Source organism: Microbacterium sp. bgisy207, assembly GCF_965345035.1.
In the GTDB taxonomy this organism is placed as follows: Bacteria; Actinomycetota; Actinomycetes; order Actinomycetales; family Microbacteriaceae; genus Microbacterium.
Window position 1 is genome coordinate 155,517 of the sequence record NZ_CBDRMG010000008.1, and the last position, 13,577, is coordinate 169,093.

The following is a 13,577-nucleotide window of genomic DNA, read 5'->3' on the forward strand; positions in this document are numbered from 1 at the left end:
CCTCACGGTCAGCGCCGCTGCGCTCAACCGATCTGGGCGGCGAGGTTCTCGACGGTCATCCCGTAGTTCATGCGGATGACCGGGAGTGCCAGCTTGTCGCTGCCGATGTGCACGTACCCGTGCTCGATTGTGCGGGCGAGTTCGAATCCCGCCGCCGCTACGCCGGCTTTGGCCGTGTCGTTGTAGTGGCCGAAGGGGTAGGCGATGACTTCCTTGGTGCCGATGTATGCGGCAGAGGCCTCCAAATCGGCAGCGATCACCTCGACGGGTTCATTGACCATGCGCCCCTGTCCGTTCGCGCCGGCCCGATGCATGTCTTCCGTGTGGGATCGGATGATCACGTACGGTGACGGATGCAGATCCCGCCGGTCCCGGGTGATCATGAACGAGGTCGTCAGCACCTGGTGGGCATCGACGACGGGGACCGCGAGCTGATACCAGGTGTCGTCGGCGTCGTCATCCGTCACGATCACGGAGTGGTTCGGAAGGAAGAGCCGGCCGTCGATGAACGCGCTGAGCTCATCCCACGTCGGCAGATAGAACCCCTGGTCGGCGATGTACGCCATCTGCTGTTCGAAGTCCCCGATGTAGGCGTAGTTCAGGCGCAACCATCCCGACTCCCCCTCGGGCTTGGTCGTGAACTGGTGATACATGAGGATCGGGATCTGCGCATCCTCCGCCGCGTTGGCCTCGGGGGCCGTCCAGGCGCCGTACAGCGTGCGTTCCCGCTCCTCGCAGGCGACGAGTTCCGACCCGTTCACGCGGTCGGAGATCGCCAGGGTCTCGGCGCCGGCGGGTGTGGCGTACCACCCCGCGAACACGGCTCCCTCGCGAACCGGAATCGGCAGGGCGGTGTAGAGCTGACCCTCGTGCTGCAGCATCGGCGGCACGTCCAGATCCGCACCGGCGAAGGACACCGCGCAGGTCGTCGGGTCCCCGCTGTCGATGAGCATCTGCTGCGTGACACTCAGCGGCGGCGGCGTTGCAGGTTGTGTCGGTGTCGGTGCTGGTGCGGCGGACCCCGGCGGCGTGCCGAGGGTGACAGTCGCGACCGCGCCCACGATCAGCGCGACGAGGGCGACCGCCACCAGCGCCGACCACGCCACGAGGTGGCTGTGTGGACGTGCGTGCGCGGGCGCGCGATGCCCCTGCTCCGCAGACTCGTGCCCGCTCATTCGCATCCCCAGTCAGACCCCCGCGGCCCGTGCCGCGCACCGCGTACGGCGCGGCGTCCGACGCGCACCATCACGCGCGATAGGAGGATTGTATTCGTGAATGTCGTCCCTACCCTTGAGGTTGTCGCCGCCGTCATCCGGGACGGTGACCGGATCCTCGTCTGCCGTCGGGGACCTCATATCGGCCAGCCCGGTCGCTGGGAATTCCCCGGTGGCAAGGTCGAGATGGGCGAGGACCCGGTGGATGCCCTCGTCCGTGAGGTGCGCGAAGAGCTCGGTGTCGGCATCCGTGTCACGGAGCACCTCTCGACCGATGACACGCATGTCGGGGATCGTGTCATCCGGCTCGCCTGCTATTTCGCTGAGCTGGAGGGGGATCGCCCTCAGGCGAGCACCGATCACGACGAAGTGCAGTGGGTGACCGCCCGGGAGCTCGACCGCTTCTGGTGGGCCGAACCCGACCTTCCCGCTGTGCGCCTGCTGACCGCGGAGTAGCATGCGAGCGTGCCCCGCTATGTGATCACGCTCGTCGGAGAGGACCGCTCGGGTCTTGTCTCTGCGGTCGCGGATGCCGTCAGCGCCCACGGCGGCAACTGGGAGGGAAGTCAGCTCGCGGAACGGGCCGGGGTGTTCGCCGGCGTCATCGAGATCTCTGTCACGGCGGATTCGGCGCCGGGGCTCTGGGCGGCGCTGCGGGCACTCGATGACCGCCTCACGGTGACCGCCGTCGCCGGCGCCGAGCAAGACTCGGCGGGGACCTCCGAGCGCCGGCTCGTGATCTCGCTCGTCGCCAACGATCGCCCCGGCATTGTCCGCGACGTCTCGGCAGCGCTTGCCGCACACGGTCTGAGCATCGATGAGTTCACGACCGAGGTCCGCGACGCCGCGATGGCCGGAGGGCGGCTGTTCGAAGCATCCGCCCTCGCTCACGCGGCCCCGTCAACCGATCTTGCCGCTGTTCGGGATGATCTCGAGCGACTGGCCGCCGAGCTCCAGGTGGAGATCACCGTCGCCGATCGCTGACTGCGCCGGGGCTCGGCGCGTCGATCATTGGCGGGCGAGCGCGTCCCAGTTCACCTCGATGCGTGTCGGGTCGCTGCGCGAGATGAGCGCGGGCAGCACTGATCCAACTCGCGGCCAGTACTTGGCGGTCGTGACGACCTCGGTGTTGATTCGCGTCTCGGGAATGCCGTCGGTCGTCGTGACGACCTCGAGTTCACAGGCCTGGTAGCGGGCGCGACCCACCCGCTCGGATGCCGACACGACGCGAACCGCGCCGCGTACCGCATCCGCCAGCGGATCCCGCGTGATCTTCTCGAGCATTTCGGCTGCGTCGTCCACCCACGGCTCCATGCCCGAAGCCTACGGGACCGCGCGGCATCGGCCCAGGCGCCCATCATAGGCGCGGATGCGCCGTCGGGTAAGGGGGCAGACCCGGGCAGCCCGCGGGAGGATCGTGGGTCGCGTCGCCCCGACGAAAGGACCCGCTCGTGACCGCAACCGTCAGCGAAGCCCTCATCGACCGCCTTCGGCAGTGGGGGGTGACCCGCGTGTTCGGGTACCCGGGCGACGGCATCGGCGCGTTCGACGGCGCCCTCGGCCGCGTCGACGGGAAGGACGAAGGGCTTCACTACGTCCGCCCGACCCACGAAGAGATCTGCGCGCTCATGGCCACCGCGCACGCCAAGTTCACCGGCGAGGTGGGCGTGTGCGTCGCGACATCCAGCCCGGGGGCCTTCCACCTGCTCAACGGACTCTACGACGCCAAGATGGACAATCAGCCCGTCGTCGCGATCGTCGGACAGCAAGGCCTTGCCGCCCTGGGAAGCTCCGGCCAGCAGGAGAGCCACCTCGAGCGGGTCTTTGCGGATGTCGCCTGTTACGTGCAGACGATCGTCAGCCCCGATCAGCTGAACGCCGTCGTCGACACCGCGTTCCGGACGGCGCAGACCCGTCTGCAGCCGGCGGTCATCGTCCTGCCCCACGACGTCCAGTCGATGGATGCCGAGGCCCCGGCGAAGGAGCACTGGGTCGCCCGATCGAGCCCGGTCGCGGCATCCATCGCCCTCACCCCGCCCGTCGACCAGCTGCGCAAAGCCGCCGAGGTCATCAACAGCGGGAAACGCGTCACGTTCCTCGTCGGCGCGGGGGCGACCGGCGCGACCGATCTCGTGCTGCAGGCGGCGGACCTGGCGGGAGCGGGCATCATCACGACCCTGCGCGGCAAGGACGTGATCCCCGCCGAGGTGCCGTTCCACACGCAGCAACTGGGCCTGCTCGGCTCGCTGCCGAGCCTGCACCAGATGGAGGACTGCGACACGCTCGTGATGCTGGGCACCAACTACCCGTACGGCGAGTTCCTCCCCGACTCGGATGCCGCCCGCGCGGTGCAGATCGACCTGCGGCCCGAGCAACTGGGGGTGCGCTACCCGACCGAGGTGAACCTGTGGGGAGATGTCGGGGCGACGCTCTCGGCCCTCCTGCCGATGCTCGAGCAGACCACCGACCGGTCGTGGCAAGACCGGCTCGCCGACGAGATGGCCGGCTGGGAGCGCGAGATGCAGGCGCAGGCGATGGCGTCCTACGACGACGGAGCCAACCCGCGCCGCTTCTTCCACGAACTCAATGCGCGCCTTCCCGAGGACGTGATCGTCACGGCGGATGCGGGGACCACCGCCGACTGGTACGGCCACCACGTTCGGCTGGGGCGCGGCATGCGCGGCGACCTGTCGGGTCGGCTCGCGACGATGCTGGCGGCGATGCCCTACGCGATGGCCGCGAAGTTCGCCTTCCCCGACCGGCCGGTCGTCTGCACGATCGGCGACGGCGCGTTCCAGATGCTCGGCATGAACGAGCTCATCACGCTCAAGAAGTACGGCAAGCAGTGGGCGAACAAGCAGTTCGTCATCCTCGTGATGCACAACGATGACCTCGCCCAGGTGTCGTGGGAGATGCGCACCGAGGATGCCAACCCGCTGTGGCGGGCCGCGCAGGATGTCGAGTCGATCGACTACGCGGGCTTCGCGCAGCTGCTTGGGTTCCGCGGCGTTCGGGTCGACTCCGACGACGAGGTCGCCGCCGCGATGGATGCCGCGTTCGCCCACGACGGCGTCACGGTCATCGACGCGATCGTGAGCCGTCACGTCCCGCCGCTTCCGCCGCACATCTCCGCCGACTACGCCAAGAACGTCGGTCTTGCCCTGGCCAAGGGCGACCCCTTCACCGCCGAGGTCGTGAAGGACTCGGCCATCGCCCTCGCGACGCAGACCGTGGAGCGGGTCAAGGGCGCGCTGCACCTCGGCGACCGCGGGTCGGACGACGGGGCTGGTTCGGGCGACGGGGCTGGATCGGGGAGCCGCGCGTCGTCGTGACGACTAGCGTGCGCTCACGCCGCGTCGGCCGTGTCGCCCGCGTCGATTCCGGATGCCTCGAGCCGCCGCAGTCGCCGCCGGGCCATATCGTGCGCTCGGGGTCCGCTGCCGAGGCTTCGCCCCGCGACGAACAGCGCGAACCTCGTCATCGTGACGACCGGAAGCCATGACCGCCGCAGTCCCAGCATCCGTCGGTACTCGCGCGGGATCGTGGCGACCGCGCCGGCGAACAGGAGTCGGTACGCCCATCGCAGGGAGCCGTCGAGGGGTACCGAGCGAAGGAAGCGGACGACGTCTTCGACACGCTCGTCGCCGCGCAGGATGCCGCGGTCGAGGTATCCGTGCATGCGAGCGCGCAGGCCGGCAGCCGTCTCGGGCGGATCGGTGACCCCCATGAGTCGGCCGGCCGTCGCCCAGTCGCGGACGTAGGCGTCAGGGCCGCCGGGGATCGGCTCGCCCCAGGTCTCGTGGCACGTGAGGAAGGCATCCGTGAACGCGAGGTGCACCCATTCGACCAGGTCGGCGTCCGCGGCGGAGTAGGCCCGGCTCGCGCCGGTGCCGTCGCGGTACTCCCCCGAGACGTCGGCGTGGAAGCGGGCGACGCGGCCGAGTTCGGCATCCACCTGCTCCTTGGAGCCGAACGTGACGCAGATCACCCAGCGGACGGTACCCGCGAGGCGACCGAGAGGGTCCTCGCGGTAGCGCGACCAGTCGTGCACGCCCGCCATCGCGCCCGGGTGCAGGGCCTGCATGAGCAGGGCCCGGATGCCGGCGACGAGCGTCGGCATGCCCGCGTGCACCGTCCAGGCCGTACCGTCCTCGGCGAACAGGCCGGCGTCATCGCCCCGCTCGAGCCGTTGCACCCACGGCGGCATCCCGTCCGGATCCCCCGACAGCGGCACCAGCAGGCGCGCGCGAAGTCCGGGGCGGGGGGTCACTCTCTCAGGATGCCATCGCTGCAGAGGGGTGGCTCCGGATCAGGGCGCAGCCGGGTCGCTCGGGTGCGCGGCGGCGATCGCGGCATCCACCTCGTCGAGGATCTGCGCGCAGTGGGTGACGTCCTCGGGTGTGCCGGCCAGCTCGAACTCGAACAGCACGGGCCGGCCCGACGTCGTCGCGAGCTCGCGGGCGGCGGCCTGGTAGTAGACGCCGAAGTTGCGGTTGCCCGACCCGATGATCCCCACCATGCGGCGGCGGTTCGTGGGAGAGCGCAGGAAGCTGCGGACGCCTGCGGGAAGGGTCACTTCGTCGGCGTTGCCCGCCTTGTAGGACGGGGTCAGCAGAACCCAGGGGCCGGATGCCTCGCTCTTGCGTACCTCGGCATCGGCGAGGTTGTGCACGGCGCGGCCCGTCGCCTCGGCGAGATGCTCGGCGAACCGCCCCGTCAGGTTCGAGGTCGACGAGTAGTAGTAGACCGGAGTCTTCTCCACCCATCCAGTGTCTCGCCGGGGGCGGCAGGGTGGGCCGGATGCCGCCGGAGATAAGCCGTAGGTGCCAACGCGCGAGACGAGATCCTCGACTTCGCCCAACTGATGCGTGAACTTGAGGTCTTCATCGCGCAGAACTCTTCCAAGGCCGCGCTCATTGATCCCCAGGGCAACGCGCGCCCCATCCCTGACGAGATCTTCCGCATCCTCGACCAGGTCACGGACGCGCTCGCCGCTGGTGAGGGGATCACCGTCGTGCCGCAGGGAATGGCTATGACGACGCAGCAGGCCGCGGACGTTCTCGGTATCAGCCGGCCGACGCTCGTTCGCCTCTTGGAAGCCGGCGACATCGCCTACGACAAGCCGGGCCGTCATCGCCGTGTCCGGCTGGAGGACCTGGTCGAGTATCAGGCGAGCTTTCGGGCAGAGCGCCGCGCGGCCCTCCGTGAGCTGCAGCGCGCGAGCCTGGGAGCGAAGGTGCAGGTCGGAGATCCGGCTGAGGTGGAGCGGCTTGCGGAGCCGGACGCGAAGTGAGCTTCCCCGCGTTCTTCGACACCAACGTGCTTTATGGGGCACTGTTCAACGACTTCATCCTCGAACTCGCAGATCGCGGATTGTTCCGCCCGTTGTGGTCGAAGAACGTCTTCATCCCGACGACTTCCTCTTGGACCAGCTCGACCTCTACCATGCGCCGACCCTCCGTGCTCTGGTCGAGTTCGTCGAGGGGTACGACTCACCGTCGATGAACGTAGATGACTTCCTGCTCGCGCTCACTCGAGCCGGGGTTCCGAAGTTTTCCGATGCGGCCCGGGCCAAGCTCCACTGAGACCCGGGAGGCCTGGCTAGATGTACTTCCCCGTGAGGTTGTGTACGCGGGCTGAGGGGGTTTGGCCGCCGATGCCGGTGTGGGGTCTGTGGTGATTGTAGTGATGCAGCCAGGTCTCGTAGGCCGTGGTTCGCTCCGTTTCGCTGGCGTAGGTGGTCGCGTAGGCCCACTCGGCGGCGAGGGTCCGGTTGAACCGCTCGACTTTGCCGTTGGTTTGCGGCCGGTGGGGCCGGGTGCGCTTGTGCTTCACGGTGTCGCCGAGCGCATCCGCGAAGGCGTGTGACCGGTAGCACGCGCCGTTGTCCGTCATCACGGCGGTGACCGTGACGCCCAGGCCGGCGAAGAACGCGTTCGCGCGTTCCCAGAACCCGGCCGCGGTCTCCTTGCGTTCGTCGTCGAGGATCTCCGAGTACGCGACCCTCGAGAAGTCATCGACGGCGTGGTGCAGATACCGGTAGCCGCGGGAGCCGGCCGCTCCTGCCCGTGCGGCCTTGTCACGGACGGATCCCGCGGCACGGTCCTGCGCCGATCCGCGGCCGAAGGCGCGCCAGCCGCCGCCATCAGGGATCCGGCCCTGCTTCTTGATGTCGACGTGGATCAGCTGACCGGGCGCGGCGGCCTCGTACCGCTTCGGTTTCGGCTTGCGGACCGGCAGCCCGGTCGACTGGTCGATGTTCGCCAGCTTCGGCATGCGGTAGCGGGCGAGCACCCGTCCGACCGTGGAGCGGTGCAACCGGAGGTGGTACGCGATCCGGTGCGGACCCCACCGGCGTGTGAACCGCAGCGACACGATCCGATGCTCCGTCTTCCGCAGCAGCCGGCCCGGGGACGAGTGCGGCTTCGAGCTGCGATCGATCAGCGGGATCCCCGCCCGGTACCTGTCGACCCACCGTTTCGCCGTCGCCGGCGAGCACTGGAACCGTTCCGCTACGCGCCGCAGCGACCAGCCGTGATCGACGACGAGAACAGCAAGACGACGACGCCCCTCCGGCGTCAAAGGCGCGTTAGCGTGAGACACGAAGACCTCCGTGGTCAGGATGCGAGTGTGGTAACCCACATCCTGCACGGAGGTCTTCGCTACCTCAGCCGTTCACAACCTGCCGGGGAAGTACAGCTAGACGGCGGGGACGGAGTGGATGTCTGATGCGAAGGTCTGCCCGTTGACCTCGAGATACACGTGCCGTTCCATGACCGAGATGCTCAGCACGTTGCGACGCTCTATTCCGGTCGACGCCGCCTCGAGGAAGCCGCGATCGAAGCTGATGACGGGGATCTGATCGCCGCGGTGAATCCGCTTCCCGTCCCAGTTCGCGACGAGCTTCGCGGGGTCGCGATGCGTGTAGACCGCCACACGACCGGCCTTCATGCTGCCCTCGTGCAGACGCGCGGCATCCGGAGCGCCCACTTCGATCCAGCCGGTCAGCGCGCCCGTGGCATCCCGGATGACGATCGCCGGCTCATCCGTCGCCGAAATCCCCTCGGTGAAGGCGATGCCCTCCCCGAACTCGAGACAGTAGGCGAGTACGCGCGTGAGCATGTACACGTCGGTCTCGGACGGATGCCGCGCCACCCGCAGCGACAGATCCTCGTACACACCGCGATCGACATCCGCGAGCGTGACGGTGAACGTGTGGATCGTCGCGCCGGCAGCCATTCCGCCAGCCTATGGCGTTGTCGCTCGATGCTGTCCTGGCGGATCAACGGGGCGCGACCGGCCCTCGGTCATCCGGGGGAAAAGCAAAACCCCCGCGATGTAGAAGCTACGCGAGGGTTTCTGGGGTGATTGTAACGATCACCCTTGTGGCTCCGACGGGCGTCGATCCCGTGACCTCACGATTTTCAGTTGTGTTCGCGGTGTCTGTGGGTGCTCACGAGTGCTCGTTTGCCGCATGATTCCGCAAGATCTGTGCTCGTTGGTGATGGCTGGTCGTCGGTGGGCTCAGCCGGGTTCCCGGCCCGGGACCGGCCCAGCGGTCGGGGTGCCTGTGTAGGTCGGGTAGTGCCCGCTGTCCGGGATGTGCGAGAATCGCACACATGGTGGCCAGTGCCGAAGTCGACCTCGGGAACCGTATCCGTGACCTTCGTAAGCGAGCGTCGCTGAGTCAAGAAGACCTGGCGACCGCCGTCCGTCTCGATCGGACGGTGGTCAACAAGATTGAGAGTGGTGTTCGCAAAGTCACGGCGCTCGAACTATCAGAAATAGCCGTCGCTCTGGGTGTGCGAATGACGTCGTTCTTCGAGGATCCAACCCCAGCCTTGGTTTCACATCGATCCAGTCAGGGCCTGGACACGGTCGACTCGAAGATTGATGCTCTCCTGGCTGCCGCTGCGGGCGATGTCGAATTTCTTCAGCAGCTCGGCGTCCCGGAGCTCGCTTTCGACGCTGTCGCAGAAATAGAGAGCGCCTCGATAGGTCATCCCCAAACCAATTCCGAAGCGGATGACTTGGCTGCGAGAGCTAGAAAGCTCATGGGCCTGGATGATGAAGGTCCGATCAAGGTGCTTACGGCGGCTGTGGAGAGGCTAGGGCTCCTCGCATTCACGCGGGATATCGGCTCTGACACCGCTGACGCAGGAACCGTGATCTTGCGACACGGTGGCGTCTGTCTTGTGAACAGTCACACGAAAGTTGGCCGACGCAGGCTCGCGCTAGCCCACGAACTTGGTCACTACTTGGTAGCAGACGATTACACGGTGGACTGGCGGATCGATAACCATTCAGCTCAATCGGTTCCGCTCGAGTCTCGGCTTGACCGCTTCGCGCGGGCACTCCTGCTCCCCGCCGCGCCGACTGTCGCGCTGTGGCGAAAGTACCTCCAGCACGTCGATGAGCGTGCCGCGGCAGTTCGGATTGCGAGCGCGTATCGGGTCGACATGGCTACTCTTTCCCGTCGGTTACGGGAACTGGGTGAAGTTGATAGCGAGGTCTCGACACTCATTCGCCTTGCCCGCACGACGCAGGCAGACATCCTGGAGTTTGACCTCCATCTGCCGCTCGAAGAACTCGCCTCAACATCGGTGCCACGCGCTTTCGCACTAGCCGTTCTTCGATTGGTTCGCGATGAGCGGATTAGTCGTGAGCGTGCACTCGACCTACTGAGGGGTACCTTTGAGGAATCCGATCTCCCCGCTGTACGGGAGCGTCGCGCTGACGAGATCTGGAACTTCGTCGCGTGATGCCTGGCCCGAACGCGTGGGTGTTCGACACGGGGCCGATTCGCCATTTTGCGCTCCAGGGATGGATTGGCGTTCTCAGATTCCTGGCCGACGGCCGTGAGGTTTACATACCGGACTCAGTCGAACGAGAGTTGCTTGAGATGGCGGTCGAACTGCCGGTGCTGCACAGTGTGCTCGATGCGGACTGGATCAAGGTGTTCCGGTCTACCGACCCTGACTATGTGAGAGCTTTTGGGACATTCTTCGACCGACTAGTAGCGGGTGGTAAGAACTCGGGCGAGTGTGGTGTTCTTGCAATGGGGGCCGTCTACGGCTGTGAGATGGTCATTGACGATGGCACTCCGCGCAATATCGCCGAGGAGCTTGGGCTCAAAGTCACCGCCACTGTTCCGGTGCTTTGTGCTGCAATCCGTGCCAAGAAGCTGACGACGCAGATGGTAGAGAGCCTCGCAGATGACCTTTTGAGTGGAGCTTACTTCCTACCGTTCGGTCCGGGGGGTTTCCGGAGTCACGTGCTCGAGCATGGCCTGCTCGACTGGGAGGACTTGTAGCCGTAGCGACGCATGTTTCGTTCCCGACTGCCGTCCTGGGGGGTCGATGACATTCGGGCATCTTGGATTTACGTAGCTGCGTCTGCGAAGCGCCCGGACTCTGTCTCTCGAAGTTCAGGCGCTCTTCTTGTACGTGCTCTGGAAAACTGCGTCGGACAGCCAACGGCGGAAGCCGTCGTTGTCGCTGAACTGTTTGAACAGCTCCGTGTCGTCCTTGAGAACCGCCATCATCACGCGGCCGAGGGCTCGGTCGTGCTCGACGCGGGCGTTGGCTGGGTCGTTGTTCTTCTGGGCGTTCTGGTAGGCCTCGTCCTCGGCGACCTTGCGCGGGATCTCCTCGGTGATGAGGCGCTGAACACGGTCGGCGTCGGTCCACTCGATGTTGCCGAACTGGTCATTGAAGGTCTGGAGGATGCTCGAGAGCCGCTCGAGCTCGGGGTCCGTTACATGACCGCCGCCAGCAGCTGGCACCGGGGCGAGCTCGCCCTCGTCGTCGGCGAGCGCGATCTTCATCGACTCTCGCTTCTCGACTCGGTAGGACTCCATGTCGATCGTCTCGAGGATGCCTGCGGACAGGTCGTCCTCACGCGGCGCCGGCAGCTTCGGGATCAGGTGGTCGAGGAAGATCGATAGCTTCTCCCACCCCGGGTTGCCGAATGGCAGCACCGTGGAGAGGAAGTTGTACGTACGGGTGAACGCCTTGGCCAGCCCCTTGAAGGCGACCTGATCGTCTTCGTCGGGCATCTCGATGTACTCGGCGACGCAGGCGTCGAGCAGCGGGTCGAGCTGGTCGCGTTCAACACCGGCGAGATAGAGCTCGGCGAACTTATCGACGGTATCAGGTACGTAGATACCGTAGCTGTTCAGCTCGTTAACCAGGTCGTGGAGCTTGTTCGGGTCGGTCTCCTGGCTGAGCACCGTGGTCCGGTAGTACGGCGCGAACGCGCGCTCGATGTTCTCAGCGGTGTTCGCGAAGTCGAGCACGAACGCGTCGTGCTTCGCAGGGTGCGCGCGGTTAAGGCGTGAGAGCGTCTGCACCGCTTTGACGCTCGACAGGGTCTTGTCGACGTACATGGTGTGCAGCAGCGGCTCGTCGTAGCCGGTCTGGAACTTGTCGGCGCAGACGAGGATCCGGTATGAGTCCTCTCGGATCTGGTCGGCGATGTCCTTGCTAGGGAATCCGTTGAGGCTGGCCTCGGTGACCTCGATGCCCTTGTACTCGTGCTCGCCGGAGAACGCGACGATCGCTTTGTAGGGGCTCTTGCGCTCGGCGAGGTAGGCGCTGATGGCGTGGAAGTACTCGATGCAGCGCGGGATCGTGCTGGTAACGACCATCGCTCGGGCCTGGCCGCCGATCTTGTGCTTTGCGATGACCTGGCTGTGGAAGTGGTCGACCATGATCTCGGCCTTGAGACGGATGGCGTGCTCATTGCCCTCGACGAAGGCGCGGAGCTTCTTCGAAGCGCGCTTGGTGTCGAACTCGGGGTCGTCCTCGATGGTCTTCATCAGCTTGTAGTAGCTGGGGACCGGGGTGAAGTTCTCAAGCACATCGATGATGAACCGCTCCTGAGTGGCCTGCTTCATCGTGTAGCTATGGAAGGGCCGGTAGCCGGTGCCGCCCTCGTGCGGGAATGGCTCGCCGAACATCTGCAGCGTCTTGTTTTTCGGGGTAGCCGTGAAGGCGAAGTAGCTCGCGTTCGGCAGCATCTTCTTGGACTCGATGATCCGGTTGATCGTGTCCTCGACCGTCTCGTCATCCTCTGCCGCGCCGCTGGCAGAGAGTGCCATCGAGACCGCCGCCGCGGCCTTGCCGCCCTGGCTGGAGTGGGCCTCGTCGATGACGATCGCGAAGGTCCGGTCGCGGTGATCCTTGCCGATGTCGTCAAGGATGTAGGGGAACTTCTGGACCGTCGTGATGATGATCTTGCGCCCGGCCTCGATCGCCTTGCGCAGGTCACCAGAGCGGTCAGCATGTACGACGGTCGAACCGACCTGCATGAAGGACTTGATGGTCTCCTTCAGTTGGCTGTCGAGGATGACCCGGTCCGTCACTACGACGACGGACCCGAAGGCGTTGCTGCCATCGTGCTTGGCCTCGGTGAGCTGATGCGCCAGCCAGGCGATCGAGTTCGACTTGCCGCTACCCGCTGAGTGTTGGATCAGGTAGCGCCGGCCAGCACCATGCCCTTGGACATCAGCGAGGAGCTTCCGTACGACGTCGAGCTGGTGGTAGCGAGGAAAGATCTGGTTGGAGGACTTCTTGCCAGTGCGCGGGTTCTTTGTGGTGACGATCTGGGCGTAGTTCTCGACGACGTTGGCCAGGCTGGCCGGGGCAAGGATCTGCCGCCAGAGGTAGTCGGTCTTGAGGCCGTCCGGGTTGGGCGGGTTGCCGGCGCCGTCGTTCCAGCCCTTGTCGAACGGCAAGAACCACGACTGCTTGCCTTTGAGATGGGTGCAGAATCGGACCTGTTGGTCATCGAGAGCGAAGTGGGCGATGCAGCGCCCGAACTGGAACAGCAGCTCCCGCGGATCGCGATCGCGCTTGTACTGCTCGACTGCATCATCGTAGGTCTGCTTGGTGATGTTGTTCTTCAGCTCGAACGTGAGGACCGGGAGCCCGTTGACGAACGCGACCAGGTCCAGGGAGAGACCGGTGGCGGTCAGGCTGTAGTGCACTTGCCGGGTGACCGTGAAGCGGTTGGCTGCGAACAGCTGGGCCGCCTTCGCGTTCCCTAGCGTGGGAGTCGGGAAGAAGAAGTCGATGTGGTGCTGCCGGTGGTCCACGCCCTTACGCAGTACGTTGACCACACCGTTGCGCGTGATCTCACCCTGCAGCCGGGAGAGGAACTCGTGCCGAGTCGCCGTCGCCTCTCGGAGTGACAGCGCCTCGGCCATATCCGGCTGTGTTGCCTGGATAAACGCAGTGAGTTGAGGCAGGTCGATCGCGTACGCCGGCTCGTAGTCAGTCGCAGCGCCTTGCTCCCAGCCGCCCTCCACCATCTGGCTGACGATCAGAGCCTCGAGGCTCTCCTCGTTCATCAGCGACATAA

General features: G+C 65.9%; 14 protein-coding genes. 7 read left to right on the forward strand and 7 right to left on the reverse strand.

The genetic code is table 11. The features are described from left to right. Window positions 1-23: 23 nt before the first annotated feature. On the reverse strand, window positions 24-1,175 hold the full coding sequence (locus tag ACSGC5_RS09815) for a polysaccharide deacetylase family protein (RefSeq protein ID WP_434970445.1): 1,152 nt from the start codon (window positions 1,173-1,175) through the stop codon (window positions 24-26). A 96-nt stretch (window positions 1,176-1,271) separates the two neighbouring features. Between ACSGC5_RS09815 and ACSGC5_RS09820 the strand changes: the two genes are divergently transcribed. Together ACSGC5_RS09820 and ACSGC5_RS09825 are read left to right on the forward strand one after the other, a co-directional pair. Next, window positions 1,272-1,670 carry a (deoxy)nucleoside triphosphate pyrophosphohydrolase gene (locus ACSGC5_RS09820; RefSeq protein ID WP_434970446.1) on the forward strand — a complete coding sequence of 133 codons (399 nt, stop codon included), beginning with the start codon at window positions 1,272-1,274 and terminating at the stop codon, window positions 1,668-1,670. 9 nt (window positions 1,671-1,679) lie between these two features. Beyond that, window positions 1,680-2,198: a glycine cleavage system protein R gene (locus ACSGC5_RS09825; protein ID WP_434970447.1), complete on the forward strand. Its 519-nt coding sequence runs from the start codon at window positions 1,680-1,682 to the stop codon at window positions 2,196-2,198. Window positions 2,199-2,222: 24 nt separating this feature from the next. Here the strand turns inward: ACSGC5_RS09825 and ACSGC5_RS09830 are convergent, their stop codons facing one another. Then, complete coding sequence (locus tag ACSGC5_RS09830) at window positions 2,223-2,528, reverse strand: hypothetical protein (protein ID WP_434970448.1); 306 nt, start codon at window positions 2,526-2,528, stop codon at window positions 2,223-2,225. Between the two features lie 137 nt (window positions 2,529-2,665). On the opposite strand from ACSGC5_RS09830, the gene ACSGC5_RS09835 reads away from it, so the two are divergent. After that, entirely contained in the window at window positions 2,666-4,546 is a 1,881-nt protein-coding gene (locus ACSGC5_RS09835; protein ID WP_434970449.1) for a thiamine pyrophosphate-requiring protein, read from the forward strand. 14 nt (window positions 4,547-4,560) lie between these two features. On the opposite strand, the gene ACSGC5_RS09840 is transcribed toward ACSGC5_RS09835, so the two are convergent. Both ACSGC5_RS09840 and ACSGC5_RS09845 read right to left on the reverse strand, forming a co-directional pair. Next, window positions 4,561-5,421, reverse strand: coding sequence for an oxygenase MpaB family protein (locus ACSGC5_RS09840; protein ID WP_434970498.1), 861 nt, complete (start codon window positions 5,419-5,421; stop codon window positions 4,561-4,563). Between the two features lie 102 nt (window positions 5,422-5,523). Next, the gene (locus ACSGC5_RS09845) at window positions 5,524-5,976 is read right to left on the reverse strand and encodes a ribonucleotide reductase stimulatory protein (protein ID WP_434970450.1); all 453 of its coding nucleotides are present in this window, start codon (window positions 5,974-5,976) and stop codon (window positions 5,524-5,526) included. A 102-nt stretch (window positions 5,977-6,078) separates the two neighbouring features. Here ACSGC5_RS09845 and ACSGC5_RS09850 point away from each other — a divergent pair, with 102 nt between their 5' ends. Beyond that, window positions 6,079-6,507 carry a helix-turn-helix domain-containing protein gene (locus ACSGC5_RS09850; protein WP_434970451.1) on the forward strand — a complete coding sequence of 143 codons (429 nt, stop codon included), beginning with the start codon at window positions 6,079-6,081 and terminating at the stop codon, window positions 6,505-6,507. A gap of 94 nt (window positions 6,508-6,601) precedes the next feature. Further along, a complete protein-coding gene (locus ACSGC5_RS09855; protein WP_434970452.1) occupies window positions 6,602-6,799 on the forward strand; it encodes a hypothetical protein in 198 nt (65 codons plus the stop codon). 16 nt (window positions 6,800-6,815) lie between these two features. Here ACSGC5_RS09855 and ACSGC5_RS09860 read toward each other — a convergent pair whose 3' ends face one another. Together ACSGC5_RS09860 and ACSGC5_RS09865 are read right to left on the reverse strand one after the other, a co-directional pair. Beyond that, window positions 6,816-7,817 carry an IS481 family transposase gene (locus tag ACSGC5_RS09860; protein WP_434970453.1) on the reverse strand — a complete coding sequence of 334 codons (1,002 nt, stop codon included), beginning with the start codon at window positions 7,815-7,817 and terminating at the stop codon, window positions 6,816-6,818. A 96-nt stretch (window positions 7,818-7,913) separates the two neighbouring features. After that, window positions 7,914-8,453 carry a YaeQ family protein gene (locus ACSGC5_RS09865; protein ID WP_434970454.1) on the reverse strand — a complete coding sequence of 180 codons (540 nt, stop codon included), beginning with the start codon at window positions 8,451-8,453 and terminating at the stop codon, window positions 7,914-7,916. 380 nt (window positions 8,454-8,833) lie between these two features. Between ACSGC5_RS09865 and ACSGC5_RS09870 the strand changes: the two genes are divergently transcribed. Both ACSGC5_RS09870 and ACSGC5_RS09875 read left to right on the forward strand, forming a co-directional pair. Beyond that, a complete protein-coding gene (locus ACSGC5_RS09870; RefSeq protein ID WP_434970455.1) occupies window positions 8,834-9,976 on the forward strand; it encodes a helix-turn-helix domain-containing protein in 1,143 nt (380 codons plus the stop codon). Next, on the forward strand, window positions 9,976-10,527 hold the full coding sequence (locus tag ACSGC5_RS09875) for a nucleotide-binding protein (RefSeq protein WP_434970456.1): 552 nt from the start codon (window positions 9,976-9,978) through the stop codon (window positions 10,525-10,527). The genes ACSGC5_RS09870 and ACSGC5_RS09875 overlap by 1 nt, the downstream gene beginning before the upstream one ends. 114 nt (window positions 10,528-10,641) lie before the next feature. Here the strand turns inward: ACSGC5_RS09875 and ACSGC5_RS09880 are convergent, their stop codons facing one another. Then, on the reverse strand, window positions 10,642-13,575 hold the full coding sequence (locus ACSGC5_RS09880; protein WP_434970457.1) for a type I restriction endonuclease subunit R: 2,934 nt from the start codon (window positions 13,573-13,575) through the stop codon (window positions 10,642-10,644). Between the last annotated feature and the right edge of the window lie 2 nt (window positions 13,576-13,577).

Coding starts and splice junctions, on each gene's coding strand:
- ACSGC5_RS09815 (WP_434970445.1), bottom strand. CDS start 1,175: ATGAGCGGGCACGAGTCTGCGGAGCAGGGGCATCGCGCGCCCGCGCAC.
- ACSGC5_RS09865 (WP_434970454.1), bottom strand. CDS start 8,453: ATGGCTGCCGGCGCGACGATCCACACGTTCACCGTCACGCTCGCGGAT.
- ACSGC5_RS09875 (WP_434970456.1), top strand. CDS start 9,976: ATGCCTGGCCCGAACGCGTGGGTGTTCGACACGGGGCCGATTCGCCAT.
- ACSGC5_RS09840 (WP_434970498.1), bottom strand. CDS start 5,421: ATGCCGCCGTGGGTGCAACGGCTCGAGCGGGGCGATGACGCCGGCCTG.
- ACSGC5_RS09870 (WP_434970455.1), top strand. CDS start 8,834: ATGGTGGCCAGTGCCGAAGTCGACCTCGGGAACCGTATCCGTGACCTT.
- ACSGC5_RS09880 (WP_434970457.1), bottom strand. CDS start 13,575: ATGTCGCTGATGAACGAGGAGAGCCTCGAGGCTCTGATCGTCAGCCAG.
- ACSGC5_RS09830 (WP_434970448.1), bottom strand. CDS start 2,528: ATGGAGCCGTGGGTGGACGACGCAGCCGAAATGCTCGAGAAGATCACG.
- ACSGC5_RS09850 (WP_434970451.1), top strand. CDS start 6,079: ATGCGTGAACTTGAGGTCTTCATCGCGCAGAACTCTTCCAAGGCCGCG.